15 protein-coding genes are annotated in these 21,436 nt (G+C 65.9%); 5 read left to right on the plus strand and 10 right to left on the minus strand.

Annotation, left to right across the window (positions count from 1 at the left end; translation table 11 throughout):
- The first annotated feature begins 8 nt into the window (after positions 1-8).
- Entirely contained in the window at positions 9-2,183 is a 2,175-nt protein-coding gene (locus tag QM685_RS22555; protein WP_415119506.1) for a malate synthase G, read from the plus strand.
- Between the two features lie 84 nt (positions 2,184-2,267).
- Here the strand turns inward: QM685_RS22555 and galU are convergent, their stop codons facing one another.
- Together galU and QM685_RS22565 are read right to left on the minus strand one after the other, a co-directional pair.
- Complete coding sequence (galU, locus tag QM685_RS22560; protein ID WP_415119508.1) at positions 2,268-3,185, minus strand: UTP--glucose-1-phosphate uridylyltransferase GalU; 918 nt, start codon at positions 3,183-3,185, stop codon at positions 2,268-2,270.
- A gap of 261 nt (positions 3,186-3,446) precedes the next feature.
- Entirely contained in the window at positions 3,447-3,590 is a 144-nt protein-coding gene (locus tag QM685_RS22565) for a hypothetical protein (protein ID WP_415119510.1), read from the minus strand.
- A gap of 260 nt (positions 3,591-3,850) precedes the next feature.
- Here QM685_RS22565 and QM685_RS22570 point away from each other — a divergent pair, with 260 nt between their 5' ends.
- Positions 3,851-5,110 carry an acyltransferase family protein gene (locus QM685_RS22570; RefSeq protein ID WP_415119512.1) on the plus strand — a complete coding sequence of 420 codons (1,260 nt, stop codon included), beginning with the start codon at positions 3,851-3,853 and terminating at the stop codon, positions 5,108-5,110.
- A 212-nt stretch (positions 5,111-5,322) separates the two neighbouring features.
- Here the strand turns inward: QM685_RS22570 and QM685_RS22575 are convergent, their stop codons facing one another.
- From QM685_RS22575 to QM685_RS22585, 3 genes are all read right to left on the minus strand, one after another.
- Complete coding sequence (locus tag QM685_RS22575) at positions 5,323-7,776, minus strand: glycosyltransferase family 4 protein (protein WP_415119514.1); 2,454 nt, start codon at positions 7,774-7,776, stop codon at positions 5,323-5,325.
- A complete protein-coding gene (locus QM685_RS22580) occupies positions 7,773-9,251 on the minus strand; it encodes a flippase (RefSeq protein WP_415119516.1) in 1,479 nt (492 codons plus the stop codon). Before QM685_RS22580 ends, QM685_RS22575 begins: the two co-directional genes overlap by 4 nt.
- A 62-nt stretch (positions 9,252-9,313) precedes the next feature.
- Complete coding sequence (locus QM685_RS22585; RefSeq protein ID WP_415119518.1) at positions 9,314-11,521, minus strand: hypothetical protein; 2,208 nt, start codon at positions 11,519-11,521, stop codon at positions 9,314-9,316.
- A gap of 626 nt (positions 11,522-12,147) precedes the next feature.
- Here QM685_RS22585 and QM685_RS22590 point away from each other — a divergent pair.
- The 3 genes from QM685_RS22590 to gmd all read left to right on the plus strand — a co-directional run bounded on the left by QM685_RS22590 (position 12,148) and on the right by gmd (position 15,169).
- Entirely contained in the window at positions 12,148-13,275 is a 1,128-nt protein-coding gene (locus QM685_RS22590; protein WP_415119520.1) for an acyltransferase family protein, read from the plus strand.
- Entirely contained in the window at positions 13,272-14,021 is a 750-nt protein-coding gene (locus QM685_RS22595) for an SGNH/GDSL hydrolase family protein (protein WP_415119522.1), read from the plus strand. The genes QM685_RS22590 and QM685_RS22595 overlap by 4 nt, the downstream gene beginning before the upstream one ends.
- Positions 14,022-14,125: 104 nt before the next feature.
- The gene (gmd, locus tag QM685_RS22600; RefSeq protein WP_415119524.1) at positions 14,126-15,169 is read left to right on the plus strand and encodes a GDP-mannose 4,6-dehydratase; all 1,044 of its coding nucleotides are present in this window, start codon (positions 14,126-14,128) and stop codon (positions 15,167-15,169) included.
- Positions 15,170-15,241: 72 nt separating this feature from the next.
- On the opposite strand, the gene QM685_RS22605 is transcribed toward gmd, so the two are convergent.
- The 5 genes from QM685_RS22605 to QM685_RS22625 form a co-directional block, all read right to left on the minus strand.
- The gene (locus QM685_RS22605; RefSeq protein WP_415119526.1) at positions 15,242-16,408 is read right to left on the minus strand and encodes a glycosyltransferase family 4 protein; all 1,167 of its coding nucleotides are present in this window, start codon (positions 16,406-16,408) and stop codon (positions 15,242-15,244) included.
- A 104-nt stretch (positions 16,409-16,512) separates the two neighbouring features.
- Complete coding sequence (locus tag QM685_RS22610) at positions 16,513-17,742, minus strand: glycosyltransferase family 4 protein (protein WP_415119528.1); 1,230 nt, start codon at positions 17,740-17,742, stop codon at positions 16,513-16,515.
- Complete coding sequence (locus QM685_RS22615; RefSeq protein ID WP_415119530.1) at positions 17,739-19,262, minus strand: glucose-6-phosphate isomerase; 1,524 nt, start codon at positions 19,260-19,262, stop codon at positions 17,739-17,741. Before QM685_RS22615 ends, QM685_RS22610 begins: the two co-directional genes overlap by 4 nt.
- A 3-nt stretch (positions 19,263-19,265) precedes the next feature.
- Complete coding sequence (locus QM685_RS22620) at positions 19,266-20,474, minus strand: glycosyltransferase (RefSeq protein WP_415119532.1); 1,209 nt, start codon at positions 20,472-20,474, stop codon at positions 19,266-19,268.
- A gap of 14 nt (positions 20,475-20,488) precedes the next feature.
- Positions 20,489-21,412, minus strand: a complete 924-nt coding sequence (locus QM685_RS22625) for a glycosyltransferase family 2 protein (protein ID WP_415119534.1) — start codon at positions 21,410-21,412, stop codon at positions 20,489-20,491.
- Between the last annotated feature and the right edge of the window lie 24 nt (positions 21,413-21,436).

The raw sequence follows: 21,436 nt of genomic DNA on the forward strand, positions 1-21,436 counted from the left end.
AGCAGTCGATGACTCAGATGAACCCGCGCGGCGGACTGCAGGTCGCCGCCAACCTCGACCAGTTCGTCGAAACCGAAGCCCTGCCCGGCACCGGAATCGACAGCGCCGCCTTCTGGTCGGGTTTCGACGCCCTCGTACACGAGCTGGCGCCCAAAAACCGTGCGCTGCTCGCGGAGCGCGACCGCCTGCAAACCGAGCTCGACACCTGGCACCGCGCCCATCCCGGCCCGGTACGCGATCTGCGCGCGTACCGGGCGTTTCTCGAAGGCATCGGCTATATCGTGCCCGCGCCCGCCAGCGTCAAAGCCACGACCGACCACGTGGACAGCGAAATCGCCGAACAGGCCGGCCCGCAGCTCGTCGTGCCGCTGTCGAACCAGCGCTATGCGCTGAACGCCGCGAACGCGCGCTGGGGCAGCCTGTACGACGCGCTGTACGGCACCGACGCGATTCCCGAAACCGACGGCGCGGAAAAGCAGAAAGGCTTCAATCCGGTGCGCGGCGCCGCGGTGATCGCGTATGCGCGCAAGTTTCTCGACCAGGCCGCGCCACTCGCGAACGGCTCGCATGCGGACGCGACGCGTTATAGCGTCGAAGGCGGCCGGCTCGTCGTCGCGCTGAAGAACGGCACGAGCGCATTGCAAACACCCGCGCAGTTCATCGGCTACCAGGGCGACGCCAGCGCGCCGTCCGCGGTGCTGCTCAAGCACAACGGCCTGCACATCGAAATCCAGATCGATGCGAACGATCCGATCGGCAAGACCGATGCGGCGCATGTGAAGGATGTCGTCGTCGAGGCGGCGGTCAGTACGATCATCGATTGCGAGGACTCGGTCGCGGCCGTCGACGCCGACGACAAGGTGCAGCTCTATCGCAACTGGCTCGGCCTGATGAACGGCGATCTGACCGAGGAGGTCACGAAGAACGGCAAGACCTTCACGCGCCGGCTCAACGCGGATCGCGAATACACCGGCGCGGACGGCAAGTCGCAGGTCAAGCTGCACGGCCGCTCGCTGCTGTTCATCCGCAACGTCGGCCATCTGATGACGAACCCGGCCGTGCTGACGAAAGACGGCCACGAGATTCCGGAAGGCATTCTCGACGCGGTGATCACGACGCTGTGCGCGCTGCGCGACCGTCAGAACAAGCTGAATTCGCGTACCGGTTCGATCTATATCGTGAAGCCGAAAATGCACGGGCCGGCCGAAGTCGCGTTCGCGAGCGAGCTGTTCGCGCGCGTCGAGGATCTGCTGAAGCTGCCGCGCAACACGATCAAGATGGGCATCATGGACGAGGAGCGCCGCACCAGCGTGAACCTGCTTGCGTGTATCGCCGAGGCGTCGGCGCGCGTCGCGTTCATCAACACGGGCTTTCTCGATCGCACCGGCGACGAGATGCACTCGGCGATGGAAGCCGGCCCGATGATGCGCAAGGGCGACATGAAGTCGAGCAAGTGGATCACGTCGTACGAGCGCAGCAACGTGCTGGTCGGTTTGAGCGCGGGCCTGCGCGGCCGCTCGCAGATCGGCAAGGGCATGTGGGCGATGCCGGACCTGATGCACGCGATGCTCGAACAGAAGATCGCGCATCCGAAGGCCGGCGCGAACACCGCGTGGGTGCCCTCGCCGACCGCCGCGACGCTGCATGCGCTGCACTATCACCAGGTCGACGTGCAGGCGGTCCAGCAGGAACTCGAGCGCACCGATTACGCGAGCGTGCGCGACGAACTGCTCGACGGCCTGCTGACGATTCCGGTCGTCGAAAAGGCGCAGTGGAGCGACGACGAAATCCGCGCCGAGGTCGACAACAACACGCAGGGCATTCTCGGCTACGTGGTGCGCTGGATCGATCAGGGCGTCGGCTGCTCGAAGGTGCCGGACATCCACGACGTCGGCCTGATGGAAGACCGCGCGACGCTGCGCATTTCGAGCCAACACATCGCGAACTGGCTGTACCACGGCGTGGTCAAGCGCGAGCTGGTCGAAGAGACGTTCAGGCGCATGGCGAAGGTGGTCGACGCGCAGAACGCCGGCGATCCGCTTTACAGGCCGATGGCGCCGGGCTACGACACGATCGCGTTCAAGGCCGCGCAGGCGCTCGTGTTCGAAGGGCGTCAGCAGCCGAGCGGGTATACCGAGCCGCTGCTGCACAAGTTCCGGCTCGAGGTCAAGCAACAGGGTTGAGGCCCGGCTGAAACGACAGCGGGCGCCGCATCATGCGGCGCCCGTTTTTCATTCGGCGCGCTTTACGACGGCAAGACCAGGACTTCAGGCGGCTTCCGCCGTCAATGGCTCCGTGACGGCGCCGTGTGTCCCCTTCTGCATATAAGCCTGCAGATACGCTTCGAATTCGTCCTTCACCTCGGGATGACGCAGCGCGAATTCGACCGTCGCCTTCAGATAGCCGAGCTTGCTGCCGCAATCGAAACGCGTGCCGAAGTAGCGGTACGCGAGCACCTGCTCCTCGGTCAGCAGCGACTGGACCGCGTCGGTCAGTTGCAGTTCGCCGCCCGCGCCCGGCTCCAGCGCGCGGATATGTTTGAAGATGGTCGGCATCAGCACGTAGCGGCCCACCACGCCGAGGTTCGACGGCGCCTTGTCCGGCGCCGGCTTCTCGACGATGCCCGACAGCTTGATCACGTTGTCCTCCCACTCGCGGCCGTCGACGACACCGTACGAGCGGCTGTCTTCGCGCTCGATCGTTTCGACGCCGATCACCGAGCTGTGATAGTGGTTGAACGTATCGACGAGCTGGCTCATCACCGGCTTCGAGCTATGCAGCAGGTCGTCGGCGAGAATCACCGCGAACGGGCTGTCGCCCACCAGCTTTTCGGCGCACAGCACCGCATGGCCGAGGCCGAGCGCTTCGGCCTGACGCACGTAGAAACAGTCGACGTTGGCCGGCTTGATGCTACGCACGAGATCGAGCAGCTTCTGCTTGTTGCGCGCTTCGAGCTCGGATTCGATCTCATAGGATTTGTCGAAGTGATCTTCGATCGCGCGCTTGCTGCGGCCCGTCACGAAGATCATCTCGGTGATGCCGGCGGCGATCGCTTCCTCGACCGCGTACTGGATCAGCGGCTTGTCGACGATCGGCAGCATTTCCTTCGGACTTGCTTTGGTAGCCGGCAGGAACCGTGTCCCGAGGCCCGCTACGGGAAACACGGCTTTGGTGACTTTCAGCATGGTAGGCATTCCCACATCGGTTAAAGGTTGGTGTGTTCGCGGACCTGGCGGCCAATCGATGCCGGCGCAAGACTAGCAAAAGAATCTGCAAGGTTCACGTACGGATTTTTCTCCAATTAAATTAATAAGAGGGACATTTATCGATATGCCATATAGCGGAAAAGAGCCGGAAACTATTACATCGTCCGCTTATCCGAATTTCCGGATAAATCCGAAAATTTTACATATATCGGCCGCATCGGCGGGCTCGCGCGCACCGCGTCATTCCTGTCCGTCGGTCGGCGGCTGCTTGCCCGGATTCATCCGGTAACGGCGGATCGGCTCGTTGCGCAACGCGTCCCGGTAAGCGGAGGCGGCGACCAGGATCAGCAGCACGGCAATGCCGGCGAGTAAATGCAGGTTCATGACTTCACCTCGCGTCAGAAAATCCGTGCTTTAAATTAGCACGACAAAAGCGGCAAATAATTCGCCGCCGCATTCCCTTATGCCTGATTACAATTCGTCACAAAATCAGCATTTCATTTAACCGGAAAGGCAATTTTTTATCGATTTTTTAGCGCCGGCGTGCTCTAGCATGGATGCGTCGCGGGTGTGTGACGCGCCCGGCCTATCGGCATATTCCATTTTCAGTTTCCCGCGCTTCAGATTCAGAATAAGGACCCCGCATGAGCGACCCAGCACTGGATGCCGCCGGCTCATCCCTGCCCCTCTCCCCGCCGCCCCGTTCCGCGCAAGGCACCGCCCCGGCGCAGGCACGCGGCGACGCGCGTGTCGCAAGCGCCGGCAGGGAGCACGTGATCGACGCGATGCGAGGCTTCGCCGCGCTGCTGGTCGCGTATTTTCATTGCCGCCAGGTCGTATGGGTCGGCATGCAGGCGTTTCATCAGAGCGTCGGCCGTTCGTTCAGTCCGGGCGCGCTTGCCGCCTACCTGACGTTGCCGATCGCATGGGGCTCGGCCGGCGTGCCGATTTTCTTCGTGATCAGCGGCTACTGCATCCATCGCGGCGGCGCGCAGCGGCTCGCGGGCAATCCCGCTTACCGGCTCGATGCGGGCAATTTCTGGCTGCGGCGCTTCGCGCGCATCTATCCGGTGCTGCTCGCGGCGCTCGTGCTGACGTTCGCGCTCGATTCGCTGAGCCTGCAATTGCCGCCCGTCAGCCACAAGATTCGCGAAATCGGTCTGCATGCGTTTCTGGTCAATCTGTTTTCGCTGCAGGGCATCGCGGGCAAGACGTATGGATCCAACGGCGCGCTGTGGACGCTGTCGCTCGAAGTGCAGTTCTATGCGGTCTATCCGCTGCTGTTCGCGCTGCGGCGGCGTATCGGTATGAACGCGGTGCTCGCGCTCGTGGCCGCGCTCAACGTCGTGTCCGCGTACGTGCTCGAGCGCCATGACCTGCAGTTCTTCACGTCGTACTGGTTTTCGTGGACGCTCGGCGCGTGGATCGCCGACGCGCGAGCACGCGGCGCGCCCGATGCGCGCGCCCCGGCATGGCTTCACGGGCTCGCGGCGGCGTTGATCGCGGCCGGCTGTGTCGCGTTTCATTTCGGCCAGTACGGCGCGTTCCAGTTGTGGGCGCTCGGCTTCGCGTTCTATCTGTACAAGGCGCTGGATGCGCGCGATGAGCGGCGGCGTAAAACGGCTGGCATGCGCGCGCTGCTTCGCGCGCTGTCGACCGGCGTATCGCGCGTCTTGTCTTTCTTCGGCGACTTCAGCTTCTCGCTGTATCTGATCCATCTGCCGATCTTCGTGCTGCTGTCGTCGTGGCTGTTCCGTTCGTCGCTGCAGATGTCGATCTGGCCGTCGTTCGGCTACATGCTGGTGGCCGTGCCGGCCGCGTACGTGTTCTACCGGCTCGTCGAACTGCCTTCGATGAAGTGGTCCGCGAGCTTCAAACCCAAGGCCGCGCGCGCGGCGCGATAAAAACAAAAACGGAGCGAAAGCCGCTGGGCTTTCGCTCCGCTACGCAAAAAACAGGGGCTGGCCGTGCCCCTGTCTACCCTCGCGTAAAAAATCCGCGGGCATTGTGCGCGCGACAGTAGAATGTCGCCCGCCAGCCGCTCCTGGCGTGTACGGCCTTCGAGAGCGTGGCTGACGCCTGAACATGCAAGTCCAGGCGCCTCGCCACCCCCGCTTTACCGCCTCACCACGCCCTTCAGAATCCGCGCGACGCCCTCCACATAGCTCTGCGTGCCGAAGCGCGCGAGCGCCGTCTGATAGCCGTTCCTGACCAGTTTCTCGCGCAGCGCGTCGTTCGAGCGCAATTCGGCCAGCGTATCGGCAAGCGCATGCGCATCGCCCGGCGTGCACAGCACGCCGTTCTCGTGGTCGTCGACGATCTCCAGCACGCCGCCCGCGCGGGCCGCGACGACCGGCCGCCGCGCGAGCATCCCCTCGACGATCACGCGGCCGAACGGCTCCGGCGTGATCGACGTATGCACGACCGCGTCGACCGCGCACATGCAGGCCGGGATGTCGTGCTGGAAGCCGAGAAAATGCACCCGGTCGCCGAGCCCGTGCGCGGCGACGAACGCGCGCAATTCGGTCTCGTACTGGTCCTCGCCGAACAGCGGCGCGCCGACCAGCACCGCATGCATCTGCGGGTTGAGCACCATCGCTTCGAGCAGCACGTGCTGCCCCTTCCAGCGCGCGAGCCGGCTGAACGAGCCGACGAGGAAGGCATCCTTCGGCAGCTCCAGGCGCTCGCGCAACACCGCTTGCGGCACCGCGCGCAACGCGTCGAACGGCTCGGCCGATATGCCGTTGAACACCACGTCGATCCGCTTGCTGTCGAACTGCGTGAGCGTCGCAAACGCATGCGCCGACGCCGCCGAATTGGCGATCACATGCGTGAGGCCGAGCCGCGCGCACCATTTGATGATCGCCAGTTGCTTGCCGCCGAAATGCTCGGGACTCACGATATCGCGCAGATGCCAGACCACCGGCCGCCTCGCGAGCTTGCCGGCCAGCGCGCCGATCACCATCGCGCGCTGCGTGTTCGCGTAGATCACGTCGGCGTGGCGCGCGCGTTGCGCGCTCGCGCGCACGAGCGAGATCAGCCCCTTCAACGCCTGTCCCTTCGGCAGCGAGCCGCCCTGCTTGCGAACGTGTTTCAGCGCGCCCGCGTCGAGCACGTTGACCTCGACGCCGGTCTGCGCGAGCGCGTCGCGAAACGGCCCGTCGTCGAACAGCACGACCTCGATGCGCGAGCGCAGCGCCTTCACGATTTCGAGCAGCGACAGCTCGGCGCCGCCGAGCACGCCGCTCTGATCGACCGCGAGAATGCGCGGCGCGTTCGCGGCGGTTGGCGATGCCGGTTGATACGGCACGTACGGTGGCAGCGTCGCCGCGCGCAACGCGGGCACCGACGCGCGCACGTGCGCAAAGAAGCGCTCGCGGAAATGCGCGGCCGAGAACTGCTCGGCGTTGGCGCGGCAATTCGCGGGCAACAGCTTGTGCGCCTGCTCGTCGAAGCGCTTGACCGCGGCGATGATCGAGTCCGCATCCTGTTCGTCGAAGAACATCCCGGTCGGCTTCGACTCGGACAGATCGCGCACGGTTTCGAGCGCGCCGCCCTTGCCGTAGGCAATCACCGGCGTGCCGCAGGCCTGTGCCTCGACCACCGAAATGCCGAAGTCCTCCTCGGCCGCGAACACGAATGCCTTCGCGCGGCTCATATGGTCCTTCAGCACCTCGAACGGCTGATAACCCATGATCTCGACGTTCGGCCCCGCCTTCGCGCGAATCTTCTCCATGTCCGGGCCGTCGCCGATCACGACGAGCTTGCGCTCGGGCATGCGCGCGAATGCCTCGACGATCAGATCGATCTTCTTGTACGGCACCATGCGCGACGCGGTCAGATAAAAATCTTCCTTTTGCGTGCACAGCGAAAACGCTTCGACGTCGACCGGCGGAAAGATCACCTGCGCGTCGCGTTGATAAACCTTCCTGATACGCCGCGCGATGAACCCAGAGTTCGCGACGAAACCGTCGACCGAGTTCGCCGTGCGGATATCCCAGTTCCGGATGTAATGCAGGATCAGCCGCGCGAGCGCCGATTTCGGGCCGCTGGTCAGCTTCGACTGCTGCAGATACTGATGTTGCAAGTCCCACGCGTAGCGGATCGGCGAATGCACATAGCTGATGTGCACCTGGTCGGGACCGGTCAGAATGCCCTTCGCGACCGCGTGGCTGCTCGAGATCACGACGTCGTACGCGGACACGTCGAGCTGTTCGATCGCGAGCGGCATCAGCGGCAGATACGAACGGTACTTGTCGCGCGCGCGCGGCAGCTTCTGGATAAACGAGGTCGTCACCGGTTTGCCGCGCAGGAAACTTCGATCGTCGAGAAAGTCGACGAGGCTGAACAGGTCCGCGTCCGGAAAGCACGCGATGATCTGCTCGAGCACTTTCTCCGCGCCCGCGTAGGTGACGAGCCAGTCGTGCACGATCGCGATGCGCACGCTTCGGTTCGCACGCAATGCGGCGCGGCGCGGCGCGGGCAACGCGCCCGGCACGCTCGTCAGTTCGTCGAGCGCGCTGCGCTTCGCGGGCCGCAGCATGGTTTTTTCAAGGACGTCGTCATTCATGCGCTTTTCCTCGGATTCAGTCGCAACAGCAGTGAACGCAGCAGTGAACGCGCAAGATTGCGCAAGGCGGGCGTCATCGTGATCGACCACGCGACGTTCGCGCCGACCATCAGCACACCGGCGGCAATCGCGAGCGCGAGGCCCGGCAGGAAGCTCGCGAGCCACAGGCTGGCGAGCAGGAAGGCGAGATGGGCCAGCATGTCGAGCACGATCTGGCGCGCGCGGATCGCAGCGAAATGCAGCAGCACCGCGTAATCGAACAGCGCGCGGGCCGCCACCGCGAGCGCCGCGCCGGTCAGGCCGAAATACGTGATGCCGAGCCACAACACGCCTGCAAACAGCGGCAATTCGACGAGGCCGACGCGCGCGGCGGTGGCCGGATTGACCTGCGACTGGATCAGGATGCGCGTGACGTTCGCCTGTCCGACGAGCCACACGGCGACGATCATGATGCGACCCACGGGCGCGGCCGCCGTCGCGATCTCGTTGCCGACCCACAGATGCAGAAACGGTTCGAGCACCAGCATCGCGACGAGCGCGACCGGCGTGAACACGCCGTTGAGAAATTCGAGCGACTGCCGCGTGATCGTGTCGGCATCCGCGCGGCCGACCGCCGAGAGGCGCGGAAACAGCGTGCGCACCAGCGCGGTCGGCACGATGTTCAGACGCGTGACGAGGTTCTGCGGCACCGTGTAATACGTGACGAAACGCGCGCCGAGCCGCGAGCCGAGCATCACGCGGTCGAGCGAATCGGCGACCATCGTCGTCACGCTCGCAACCAGCATCCAGCCGCCGAAGTTGAACAGTCCCTTCGCGACGCCGAGCTGCGGCGGCAGGATGCTGCGTATTTCCAGCACCTTCAGCGCCGAGCGGCCAAGCAGCAGCGCGGCCAGAATCCGCGCGACCACCGCGGCGGCCAGCACGTTCTGCAACGTCGCGCCGAGCCACAGCGCGGCGCCGAGCGGCAGCAACTGGAACAGGAACGTGCCGATCGTCTGGTTCGTGTTGTAGACGCCGAAGCGCTCCGCGCCGTTGATCGCGCCCGCGAACACCCACGATACGTTGGCGATCGGAATCGCCACCGCGAGCCACGGCAGCGCCATATAAACCTCGTGCTGCAACTCGGGCGACACCTTCGTGAAATACGCGGTGTACAGAAACGCGCCGAAATAGATGATCAGGCCGCCGATCACGCCGGTCGTCAGATTGAGCCATGTCGCGCTCCAGAACACGCGCGCGCTTTCGTTCTGGTCGCCCGACGCGCGCGCCTTCGAAATATGGTTCTGCGCGGCCATGCTCATGCCGAGATCGAGAATCCCGAAGTAGCCGATCAGCGTCCACACGAGACTGATCACGCCGTAGCGCTCAACCCCGAGCAGCCGGATATACGACGGCACGGTCACGAGCGACACGAAGGTCGGCAGCACGAGCCCGAAAAAATTGATCGCTACGTTCCGGAGAATGCCTTTGTCCATCGAATCCCTTGGGGTTTGCGGTTGGGTTGCCGGCGGTCCCGCGTGGCCGGCGTGAACGAAAATCAGGGTTTCCAGCGGTACATCAGCACCTTGCCGCGCGCGTCTTCCTCGACGAACACGAGGTACTCGCCGTCGCGGCGTTTTGCGGCGCTGATGCCGTTCGGCACATCGACCCAGCCCGACGCGCGGCCCACTTCCGGGCCCGGGCGGATCACGCCGAGTTCCTTGCCGCTGTCCTTGTCCCACACGTGCACCGCGCCGACCGGCTCGACGCCGAATACGTACTGCCCCTCGACGGTGAGGCCGATGATCGTCGCGATCGGCTTGCCCTGCGTCTGCCACGGCAACGTGATCGCGTAGCGCTGCACCGGCTTGCCGCTCGACCATTTGTCGTAGCGCACCAGCACGCGGCCCACTTCCTTCCAGAAGCCGTGCTCGGTCGGCGCGTCAGCGGTATAGCCGGTCGCATACAGCGTGTCGCTCGCGGGGTCGTAGATCGCGCGATGCAGTTCGGTAAACGGCTGCGGCACTGGGTACTGCGTGAGGTTCGCGTACGAGTAGACCGGATTGCCCTTCGCATCGAGTCCGCCGAAGCGGAAGCGGTAGATGCCCTTCGTGTCGCGCGCGCGCCAGATGTCGCCGGCGGTGTCGACCCACCAGCCCCAGCCGCCCGCGAGCTTCGTGCCGCTCGTGTTGAGCGTGAATTCGTCGCGCCCGAAGCGGCCGTCGCCGTTCGTGTCGCGCCAGATCCAGTCGCCGCCCGGCGGCGCGTTCGGCACCTGCGCGACCGCGCGCTCGCGGCCCGCGATAAAGCCGGAAGGAATCGCGGTCTCGCCGTCGTGCTGCGGATCGAAGCGGTAGATCTTCAGATGGTCCGCGTACATGTCGGTCAGATACAGGAACGTGCGGCCCTTGAGCCGGCGCGCGATCGGCAGGCCCGGATACTGGTCGGTATGGAACACCGGGTCGTCCGGATAGCGGAAGCGGTTCGACAGAAAGCCCACGTATTTCCAGTCCTGGCCGGGCGGCTTCGACAGATCGAGTTCGAAGCGCTTGTTGCCGGTATAGACGCTGTCGGGTCTGGCCGGATCGGGGTCGACCCAGGCGCCGTCGACGAACAGCAGCCCCTCGACCTGCCAGTTGCGTTCGCCGTCCGGCGCATAGCTTTCGAGCGTCGCGCCGAGGCCCGCGCCAATCGGTGCGTAGCGCGGACCGATACCGTTGGTCGACACATACACGTTGCCGCGCGCATCGACGCCGACCCCGGTGAGCCCGTTGAAACGCCGGGGTCCGGGCTGGCCCGCGACGCCGCTGAAAATACCGCCGCGCTCGCCGAGCGTTCCCGACTCCGTGTAGCGGCCGTCGCGCTTCGTAAAGAACAGCACCTGCTGACGCGGACCGTTATCGGCGATCAGCACGCGGCCTTGCGAGTCGACCGCGATATCGACGGCGACCGTATCGGCCGGCAGCGTGAAGTTTTCGTCGAGGCGTTGCCCGGTCGCCGTGTAGTGCGCGATAGCCGGCGCGCGCGCGCCGCGCGTGCCGCTCAGCACCCACAGCGTGCCGTCGGGCGCGAGCGCGATGCGCCCCGGCTCGGGCACGTCCCACGTGGCTTTCTGCTGCATCGATTCGGCGTCGTACACCTCGATGCGATTGCGCGCGGTATTGGCCGCGTAGAGCGTCGTGTCGTTCGCCGCGAGACCGCCGATTTCGGCGGTCGTGCCGGTCGGCACGTCGTTCATCATCAGAAAGCCGGCCGCGAGCTGCGCATGCGGGTCCGCGTTGTTCGCGGCCGGCTGGAACGGCGCGACGCGTTTCGGATCGGCAATCGAACGGCGCGAAATGCCGAACCATTGCCTGCCCTTCTCCGGCCACACGCCCGGCTCGACCAGATGGCCCTTTTCGTTGCCGACCGCGATCGCGATAAACGCATACTTGCGATTCACCGCGACCGCGTTGCCGCCGCCGTTGCCCCAGCCATGCGTGCCGCCCGCGAAGCCGAGCATCCTGCCGTCCTGATAGACGCTCGCTTCCGCGCCGCTTTCGTCCCACGGCGCGTTCGTGTACACCTTGCCGTCGGGGCTCACCGCAATCGCGGTGATGTTGATCTGCGTCCACGTGCCGTCGCCGAAACCGAAGCTGTTGCCGAGCCATGACGTTTTCGCGTTCAACGCGGTTTCCGCGTGAGCCGGCCAACCCGCCGATATCGCGGCCAGTCCGGCGGCGCACGCCATCACGGCAAGCCAGCTTCTGAGCGTGAAACGGGGCAAGGCGGATCCTCCAGGCAATGACCGGTCGATGCCGGTCGATACGATCGGCCCGGACTATGTCCGGGCGGGTGCGAAATTCATCAGTGAGGTGGCGCGGCGAACCGCCTGACGCCACGCGGGAGAACATGAGGAGCGTGTGGCCGATCCGGACGGCCAGCGCGCGGGCGGTTCTGGAGCGCCGTCCACACGGCCACATTACGCGGAAAAAACACGGCGACGAAACTCGAAAATAATTCAAAAATATTCGCCGGCTTAATCTTCGCGAAAGAAACGAGTTTAAAAGTCGATAAAAACACGAGCCTGCTCTTCGCGCCGTTTCGGGGCGCCGCGCAGTCCCCTCTATATGCCTTATTTACCGATGCGATTACGTGCGTCACGCACTTGTTACGCATCACAGCGCCGCCGTCGCGCAAGCATATAAAGTCGCCTTCAATCGCTAAAGAAATACCCTGTTTCAAACTGATTCATTTATCCAATTCCTTTGCGTTTTTTCGCGATTTTATTTTTCCTAGAATCGATTGCACTTCCGTTGCGACGCGAAGCGCGCGCGCCTGTTCGCCGCTGTTTGACGGCGACGCGCGCGCGGTACTTCGCCCGGCCTACCCGCTTCACACCATGGACGGTTCATGACTGCCAGCGCATTGCCCCTCGCGCCCTCTCACTCCCGCATCGTGCAGCTCGACGGCCTGCGCGCGCTCGCCGTGCTCGCGGTATTCGCGCAGCACGCGCTGAAAGCGCCGCTGTGGATGGGCGTCGATCTGTTTTTTGTTCTGAGCGGCTTTCTGATCAGCGGCATCCTGCTCGATCGCAAGACGCGTCAGCAATCGTATTTCAGCTACTTTTACGCGCGCCGCGCGCGGCGCATCCTGCCGCCGTACCTGCTGCTGATGGTCGTGTCGTCGATCCTGTTCGGCCTCGCGTGGGCTCGGCACTGGTACTGGTACGCGTTCTTCGCGACCAATATCGGCGACGCGCTCAATCAGAGCGGTCATGACAGTCTCAATGTGCTGTGGTCGCTCGCGGTCGAGGAACAGTTTTATATCTTCTGGCCGTTCGTGATCCTGCTGGTGCCGGAGCGCCTGCTCGGCTACGTGGCGGCGGCGCTGATCGTGCTGGTGCCGGTGCTGCGCGCCATCGCGACGCCTTGGTTCGATTCGTTCTGGCCGATCTATTACCTGACGCCGTTCCGCATGGATCTGCTCGCGGCCGGCGCGCTGCTCGCGGTTGCCGTGCGGCGCGATCGCGATGCGCTCGAACCGTTCAAGGGGCTCGCGGTGCTGGGCTTGTGCGCCGCGCTCGCGGTACTGGCGTGGCTGCATCTGCACTTCCCGCGCTTTCGCGCGGCGAATACGCCGCTGTCGAACGCGGGGCTGTATAGCGTGTCGCTGGTGCTGTGCACGTCGATCGTCGTGATCGCGCTGCAAAGCAAGGGCATCGTCAAGCGGCTGCTGTGCAATCGCGTGCTCGTTTATATCGGCACGATCAGCTACACGATCTATCTGATTCATCTGAGCGTGCTGTACATGGTGTGGCCGCTGCATCTGAACCGCTATCTGAGCGCGGCGCTCGCGCTGGCGATCACGCTCGTGTACGCGAGCATCACCTGGTTCGCATTCGAGAAGCGGTTGATTTTCGGTGCGCGCGGCAAGGAGCCGGCGCGTGCTCATGCGCCGGCTTCCGGCAGCGCCGCTACCGGAGCAGGCGCGGGAGGCCGCGCGAACGTCGCGCGGCCCGCGCCGCAAAGCCGCGCATGAAGCGCCGGAATTATGTCGTTGCGCTCGTGTCGGGCGCCCTATCGGCGCTGACGATGCTCGTGCCCGCCATTTGCGCGGCCAGCGCTGAAACCTCAACGTCGGGGCCGCCGCGGATTCTGATCGACGCCTACGGCGATTCGACGACGCTCGGCATCACCTGCGAGGCCGGCCATTGCGGTCCGCAAGCGCGCAACGCGGTCACGTATCTGCAGGACGACCTGCGGGCGCGCTACGGCGCACGCGTGCGGGTCGACAACTACGGCGTCGGCGGCACGATGGCCACGCAGTTGCGCGACGGCACCGGCAATCGCCGCGCCGGCCCGGACGCCGGCCTGCCGTGGCGCGAACGCCTCGCCGCGTCGCCCGCGCGGATCGTGCTGATCAATTACGGCATCAACGAAGTGATGCAGAACCAGACACCCGAGCAGTTCCATGCGGCCGAAACGGCGCTCGTGCAGACGGCGCGCGCGCTCGGCAAGCAGCCGGTTCTACAGACGTCGAACCCGATGCCCGACAACCGGCTCAACGCGCGCCTCGCCGCGATGGTCGCGATGACGCGCCGCGTGGCCGCCGAGCAGCAGGTACCGCTCGTCGATCAGTTCGCGTACGTCAGCAGTCTGCCGGACTGGAAGACGCTGATGTCGGACGGCGCGCATCCGAAGCCGGAGCTGTACCGGCTGAAAGCCGAACAGGACTATCAGGTCGTCGAACCCCTGGTGCGGCGGCTGCTCGGGAGCACGCCTTGAGCGGATTTTTTCCCGCGTGTTCCACCGGGTGAAGCGCGGCGCGCCCAGCCGACGCCCGGGTTTTTCCGTTTTTTTCATTAACGAACCAGAAGGCAAGCTAAGCTATGAGCCAACCACGCAAAGCGATCATCACCGGCGTATCCGGACAGGACGGTGCCTATCTGACCCGCCTGCTGCTCGACAAGGGCTATCACGTGACCGGCACGTACCGGCGCACGAGCTCGGTCAATTTCTGGCGCATGCGTGAGCTCGGCGTGCTCGATCATCCGAACCTGCGTCTGGTCGAGCACGACCTCACCGATCTCGGTTCGACGCTGCGCCTGCTCGACGGCGCGCAGGCCGACGAGGTGTACAACCTCGCCGCGCAAAGCTTCGTCGGCGTATCGTTCGATCAGCCCGTGACCACCGCCGAAGTGACCGGCATCGGCGCGCTGAACCTGCTCGAAGGCCTGCGTATCCTGAGCCCGACGACGCGCTACTACCAGGCGTCGACCTCCGAAATGTTCGGCCTCGTGCAGGCGGTTCCGCAACGCGAGGACACGCCCTTCTATCCGCGCAGCCCGTATGGTGTCGCGAAGCTGTTCGCGCACTGGTCGACGATCAACTATCGCGAGTCGTACAACCTGTTCGCGAGCAGCGGGATTCTGTTCAATCACGAATCGCCGCTGCGTGGCCGCGAATTCGTCACGCGCAAGATCACCGACTCGGTCGCGAAGATCCGGCTCGGCAAGCAGGACGTGCTCGAACTCGGCAATCTGGGCGCGCAGCGCGACTGGGGCTTCGCGCTCGAGTATGTCGAAGGGATGTGGCGCATGCTGCAGGCCGACGCGCCGGATACCTTCGTACTCGCGACGGGCCGCACCGAAACGGTTCGCGATTTCGTGCGCATGGCATTCGCGGCGGCCGGCTATCAGCTCGAATGGTCGGGCAAGGACGAGCGCGAGACCGGCATCGATGTCGCCACCGGCAAGACGCTCGTGCGCGTGAATCCGAAGTTCTATCGTCCGGCCGAGGTGGATCTGCTGATCGGCTGCGCGGACAAGGCGCGCGAGACGCTCGGCTGGCAGCCGCGGACCACGCTCGAGCAGCTATGTCAGATGATGGTGCAGGCGGATATCGGCCGTAACGAGCATCACGAGACGTTCTGACAAAGAGCCGGCGCTGAAACACACGAGGCCCCGATCGCAACGATCGGGGCCTCGCTTTTTCATCGCGCCGCCTCAATGCAGCGCGCCGCCCGCGATCGCCTCCGCGTACACCGCGGCGACCCGCTTCGCGATCACCGCGTTGTCGAAATGCTCGCGCGCATACCGGCGGCACGCATCCGCGTCGGGCAGCTTCAGCGTGCCGTTCAGCGCGCCGGCCAGACCCGCCGCAAGCGCCTGCGCGCCCGTGTCCGGCAGCACCAGATCCGGCGACAACCCCGCCACCGCTTCGGGCAAGCCGCCGACCGGCGTCACCAGCACCGGCGTGCCCGACGCGAGCGATTCGACCGTGATGAGCCCGAAGCCCTCCAACGCGACCGTCGGCACGACGCTGATATTGGCCGCGCGATACAGCGCCGCGAGATGCTGGTCGGGCACGAAGCCGAGCAGCTTGACGTTGTGCTGCAAGCCCGCGTCGTCGATACGCGCCTGCAATTCGCTCTCGAGCCGCCCCTTGCCCGCGATCAGCAGCAGCACGTCGGGCGCGCCGCGCTTCACCAGCTTCACCGCGTCGATCAGATCCTCCAGCCCCATGCGCCGCACCAGACGCCGCACCGCGAGCACGATCGGCCGGTCCTGCGGCAGTTGCAGCCGCAGGCGCGCTTCGGCCTGGGTAATCGGCAGATTGAACTGCTCGACGTCGACGCAGCCCGGCACCACGCGCACGCGCTCCGGCGAGATGCCATAGCGCGACGTCAGAATCTTGCCGAACGCGTCGGACAACACGATCAGCCGCGAAGAGCGCGCATACACCGATTGTTCGAGATAGCGCTTCGCGCGCTGGCCGAGCGAATCGGCGCCTTCGACGTGGCTCTCGTCGGCCCACGGCCCCTGAAAATGCGACACCTGCGGAATGCCGCGCGTCACGTCCAGTCCCGGAAACGTATAGAGCGCGAAGTGCGACGAGATCACGTCCGGCCGCGACGTGCGGATTTCCTCGCGCAGCGCGCGGCGCGCGGCCATCAGACGCAGCGGCAGCGATTGCGCGGCCGGCCCGAAGCCGTTGATCGCGCCGCCGGTATCGGCGGCGACTTTCGGCGAGCCGGCCACGACGCCGCGCACCGCGACGCCCGCGCCCGGCAGCGCGCCGACCAGCGAGTAGTACATGCGGTCGAGGCCGCCCGCGCGTTCGGGAAACCAGTGCATCCCGATCTGCAGTGATTTGATTGAGCGTGTCGTCATGATGAGGTGCCCCTGTGCGTTGTTTTCGGAGAATGGCGGGAGTGGCCATGGCGAAGTACGGATCGACGGCTGTCGCGCGGCCTGCGCACGCGCGATAGCCCCCGTCATTCCACGCGCTTCTGCCCCGCGAGATGGTTCAGTGTCAGCGCGTCGTTCTGCGCGACCACCGACGCTTCCGCCTGGCTGCGCCGGCGGTTTTCCTGCTGCCCGGCCAGTTGCCGGTACAGCGCGATGTACTGCGCGGCCATGCGCGCCCAGCCGAAGCCGGTCGCGAGCTGGCTCGCGGCCTCGCCCATCGCGCGGCGCGCGGTGTCGTCGCCGGCGAGCCGCGCGACCGCGCCAGCCAGCGCTTGCGGATCGTCCGGGTCGTCGAGCACGATGCCGCAATCGGGCGTGATGATTTCGGCGCCGCCCGCGGTGCGCGCGGTCACGACCGGCAAACCGGCCGCCATCGCCTCGAGCAGCGACAGGCTCATCGCCTCGTACCGCGACGGAAACACGAACGCGTCGACCGAATGCATCAGCACCGGCATCTCCTTCACGAGCCCGAGAAAATGCACGCGATGCGCGATGCCGAGCGCTTTAGCCTCGTCCGGGTACGGGCTGCCCGGCAGAAACCCGGCCACCGCGATCTGCACGTGTTCGGGCAGATGCTTCAACGCGGCGAGCACGGTGCCGAGATTCTTGCGCGGCGTGCGCAGATCGCCGACGAACAGCAGCAGGAATGCATCGGCCGGCAGATCGAAGCGCGCGCGATCGCCGCTCGCCGCCGCGAAACCCTGCGTGTCGACGCCGTTGTAGATCACGTCGACGCGGTTCTCCGGCGTGAGCCCGATCGCGCGGATTTCGTCGGCGACCTTCTGCGACACCGCGGTGATCACCTTCGAGCGCCGGTACGCCCAGCGCTCGAAAAGCGCATTGCAGCGCGTATAGATCGACTGGTACGCGGACCACACACCCTTCGTGAGGCCGAACGGATAGTACTTGCTGTTGAACCAGCCGCTATGCACAAAGTGCGACGTATTGACGTCGGCCGGCATCCACGTGATGAAGCCGTTCACGTGCAGCACGTCGTATTCGCGGCGGTGCGCGCGCAGCCACAGCGCGCTCCGGAGCGCGAACACCTGCTGGCGCAGCAGATTGGTCGGCCACCAGCGGCCGATTCTGACCGGCACCCAGCGCACGTTCGGATGCGCGAGCAGCTCGGGCGCGACGTGCGACGCGACCAGTGTCACGCCGATGTTCTCGTCGAGCGCCGCGCGCGCGATCTCGTGGTTGACGCGCCCCTGGCCGTCGTTATGGCGCACTACGTGCGTGACAATGGCGACTCTCAATCAGTGCCTCCGTGGAGAAATGGCGTGCGTCTACGGTTCATTTTTTCGTAGTGGGCCGCGGAAAGAATCGAAAAAGCGCTCATGAAAAGCAGCAGGCCGCCGGTGCCGACCAGCGAGTTCGTGAACACGAGCATCGCGAAGGTCGCCAGACACAGGCTCAGGCACGCGGAGACGAACTTGTCGTCGCGCAGCCGGAACGACGCGAGTACCGCGCGCGTGAGCAGCCACACGATGCCGGACATATAGAGCAGCGTGCCGGGCCAGCCGAGCACGAACGGAATGTTCATCACGCCGCTGTCGAAGTTGCCGTACTGGCCGAGCTGGCCGCCGTCGTTGGAGAGCTTGGTCGACGTGCCGGTCGCGCCCATGCCCTCGCCGGCCACGTCGGTGAATGCGGTCTTCGCGAAGGTCGCGTAGAACTCGTTGCGCGCCGCGTAGCTCTGGTCGTCGTGCAGATTGACGATCGTGTCGAGCCGCGCCTGCATCCGCTCGGCCACCGGCCCGACCGCGAGCAGCGGCACGCAGACGCCGGCGAGCAGCACCGCGCTCGCGACGATGCGCACGCGCACCTTGTTGTTCGACTTCACCAACTGGATCAGCAGCGCGATCACCCAGCCGCCCCACGTCGAGCGCACGAGGCTCAGCGCGAACGAAAAAAAGCCGAGCGCCGCGGCGATCCAGCGCACGCGGTGCGTGGCCGCCATCACGAACACCATCGCGCCCATCATCGCGAACGCGAACGGTCCCGACGAATTCATCGTGCTGAATACGCGCACGCCCATCGGCACCGGGTCGCCCTGCGAGTTCATCTGCGAGCCGAGCATCCACAGCGCGTCCCACTGCGGCATGACGAAGAACTGGATCAGGCCGTAGCCGCCCATCACCAGCATGCCCCAGATGAACGTATTGACGATCGTGTCGCGGTAGCGCGGATACTGGCGCGTGTGCGCCATGATGTGAAAGCCGATCAGGATCGGATAGAGCCAGTTCGCGAGGTCGTACGTGGCCGCGAGCGGCCCGCTCGACACCACGCCGATCAGGAACGCGTAGACCAGCCCGAGCAGGATCAGCAGCACCGGCAGGCCGCGCCGTTGCGCGAGCAGCCGGTAGTAGCGCAGCAGCGACAGGCCGCTGATCATGGTGACCGCGAGCGGCGCGACCTGGATCAGGCTGGTCGGCGTGAACGCGCCTTTCGACCAGTCGGCGAGACGCCGCACTTCCGGGCTCAGGAACCACAGCCACCACATGAAGCCGATATAGCGCGCCGGGCTCTTGAAGTAGAGCCACAGGCCGGTCAGGATCGCGAGCACCGGAAACGCGAGCGTGAGCACGGTGCCCTGATGCGCGATGATCAGCACCGCCGTGATCAGCCACAGCAGCAGCGGCGGCAGCCATTCCTGCGGACTGCCGGACAGCAGGCCGCCGCCGGCGCGTTTTGCCGCGCCGCCGGCCTGGCCCGGGCGGCCCGCGTTGCCGCGCCCGTTCGGGTGCGGGGAGCCGGCGCGCGGAATCGTCGACATCGCTTACAGGCCTCCGCGTGATTCGCGCGCGGGCGTGCGTTGACCGTCGGCCCGCGGCGGCTGCGCGCGTGCCGGTGCATGGGCATGGGCGGGCGCGGGCGCCGGCTTGGGCGCCGACGTATGCGCCTGCGCCCGCGCGCGCAGCATCTCCTGCGTGATCCTCACGTGCTGCATCGCATAGTGCCGCGTGGTCAGATCGCGCGCGAGCAGGCCGGCCGCGGCGGCCTGCGCCTGACGCAGCGCCTGCGCCGGCTCGGCGGCGAGGCGATCGACCGCATCGCGCAGCGCCTGCGGACTGAACGGCGGCACGTAGGCGGCTTCGTCGGCCGGAAAATAATCCTGCAGCGCGCCGACGTTCGTCACGGCCATCGGCTTGCCGAGCGCGGCCGCTTCGAGCATCACGGTGATGCCCGACGCGTGCGAGTTCGGCCGCAGCGGCACGACGACCACGTCGGCCCAGTCGTACAGCTCGTGCTGCTTCTTGATGCCCGAAAACAGCGCGATCTCGACATTCGATGCGCGCAGCGACGCGGGAATACGGCGCCGCGTCGCGAGCTTCACGGTGTAGCGCGGATCGTTGCCGAACGCCTTGATCAGCGTCTCCCAGTCACGGTCGCGGTCGTTGCCGATCGCCGCGATGCGCAGCGGCGTGCGCGGCGTCCATTGGGTGGGCGCGTTGACCGGAAAGTCGCGCGTGTTCAGCCCGTACAGCAGCGGCGTCGCGTCGCGATCGAAATAGCGTCGGCACAGCCCGGCGTTTTCGCTCGCGAGCGTGGTCAGCCGGTCCGCGCGCGTCATCAGCTTGCGATACAGCCAACTGCGAAAGATGCCATACGACGGCCACTTGTCGAGCAGCCACACGCTTTGCGCGAGCAGCAACGGCGCGGCGCCCGGCCCAGCCTTGCGGCCGCACAGCAGCAGCATCAGCGCGGCGGACAGCCATTCCTGCTCGGTGTGCGTCCAGATCACGTCCGAACCCAGCATTTCCGCGCGATTGCGCCACGTATGAATGAAATCGAAGCCGAGCGCGGCCTTCAGCGCGCGGCGCGCGAGCCGCACCGGCCGGCTTTCGCGCGCGTCCCGCGAATAGGTCAGCGCGAACGCGTCCGACTCGGCATGGTGATAGCCGTACAGGCAGCCGATATCGTCGCCCTTGCGATAGAAGCGCGGATCGGCGCCGTAAAACAGATGAACGTGGACCTTGGTACTCATATGCACACTCCGTTTCACGACAACGCGCGACGCGCCTCGCGCGCGCCGCCGCGCACCGCGCGCCAGCGCGACAGTTGCAACGACGCCCGCTTCGACAGCAGCGCGAGCGCCGCGTGCGCGAGCCCCGGATAGAGCCGCGTGCCGACCAGCGTCCACCACCACCACGCGGTTTCGCGGCGCAACGGCGGCAACTGGTCGCGCAGGATCAGATGGAAGTTGTACGCGGCGTTGCGCAGCGCGGTCATCGTTTGGGCGTCGCGTTTGTCTTCGTCGAAACGTTCGGCCGGAAAATGATCGACGGCGACCCGCGGGTCGTACACGAGCTTCCAGCCCGCGTTCCGGACCGCGAGGCTGAACGCCATGTCGTTGTGCACCTGCGCGCCCGCGCCGCGTAGTCGCGCGTCGAAACGGATCGAGCGCACCGCGTCGCGCCGGTAGCTCATGTTGGCGCCCTTCAGGATGTCGACTTCGCGCGCGGCGCCCACGCCGAGATGGTGATTGCCGATGATCCTGCCGTGCGCGGTCACCTTGCCGACCAGTGGCCGCGCGCCGTCGAGCACGCGGCCTTTTTCATGCACCCAGTCGCGCCCGCCGAGCGCGCCGAGGCGCGGGTCCGCCTCGAACGCGGCCGCGATCCGCGCGACCCAGTCGGCGCGCGGCGCGGCGTCGTCGTCGGTGATCGCGATCACGTCGCCGCTCGCCGCGTCGAGCCCGCGATTGAGCGCGGCGACCTGGCCGGGCACGTCGATGGGCGCGATCACGAGCGGCAGGCTGCCGCAAGTCGCCGGATCGCGCAGGCACGCATGCGTCGCGTCGTCGTCGACGCGCGCGACCACCACCACTTCATCGGGCGCGCGCGCCTGCCGCGCGAGCGCCGCGAGGCAGCGCGCGAGATCGGCCGGGCGGCGATAGGTCGGAACCAGTACCGTTACTTTCATCGTGATGTCCTGTGTTCGTCTCGT

Source organism: Paraburkholderia sp., assembly GCF_047605525.1.
Lineage (GTDB): Bacteria > Pseudomonadota > Gammaproteobacteria > Burkholderiales > Burkholderiaceae > Paraburkholderia.

Coding starts and splice junctions, on each gene's coding strand:
- QM685_RS22555 (WP_415119506.1), top strand. CDS start 9: ATGACTCAGATGAACCCGCGCGGCGGACTGCAGGTCGCCGCCAACCTC.
- galU (WP_415119508.1), bottom strand. CDS start 3,185: ATGCTGAAAGTCACCAAAGCCGTGTTTCCCGTAGCGGGCCTCGGGACA.
- QM685_RS22565 (WP_415119510.1), bottom strand. CDS start 3,590: ATGAACCTGCATTTACTCGCCGGCATTGCCGTGCTGCTGATCCTGGTC.
- QM685_RS22570 (WP_415119512.1), top strand. CDS start 3,851: ATGAGCGACCCAGCACTGGATGCCGCCGGCTCATCCCTGCCCCTCTCC.
- QM685_RS22575 (WP_415119514.1), bottom strand. CDS start 7,776: ATGAATGACGACGTCCTTGAAAAAACCATGCTGCGGCCCGCGAAGCGC.
- QM685_RS22580 (WP_415119516.1), bottom strand. CDS start 9,251: ATGGACAAAGGCATTCTCCGGAACGTAGCGATCAATTTTTTCGGGCTC.
- QM685_RS22590 (WP_415119520.1), top strand. CDS start 12,148: ATGACTGCCAGCGCATTGCCCCTCGCGCCCTCTCACTCCCGCATCGTG.
- QM685_RS22595 (WP_415119522.1), top strand. CDS start 13,272: ATGAAGCGCCGGAATTATGTCGTTGCGCTCGTGTCGGGCGCCCTATCG.
- gmd (WP_415119524.1), top strand. CDS start 14,126: ATGAGCCAACCACGCAAAGCGATCATCACCGGCGTATCCGGACAGGAC.
- QM685_RS22605 (WP_415119526.1), bottom strand. CDS start 16,408: ATGACGACACGCTCAATCAAATCACTGCAGATCGGGATGCACTGGTTT.
- QM685_RS22615 (WP_415119530.1), bottom strand. CDS start 19,262: ATGTCGACGATTCCGCGCGCCGGCTCCCCGCACCCGAACGGGCGCGGC.
- QM685_RS22620 (WP_415119532.1), bottom strand. CDS start 20,474: ATGAGTACCAAGGTCCACGTTCATCTGTTTTACGGCGCCGATCCGCGC.
- QM685_RS22625 (WP_415119534.1), bottom strand. CDS start 21,412: ATGAAAGTAACGGTACTGGTTCCGACCTATCGCCGCCCGGCCGATCTC.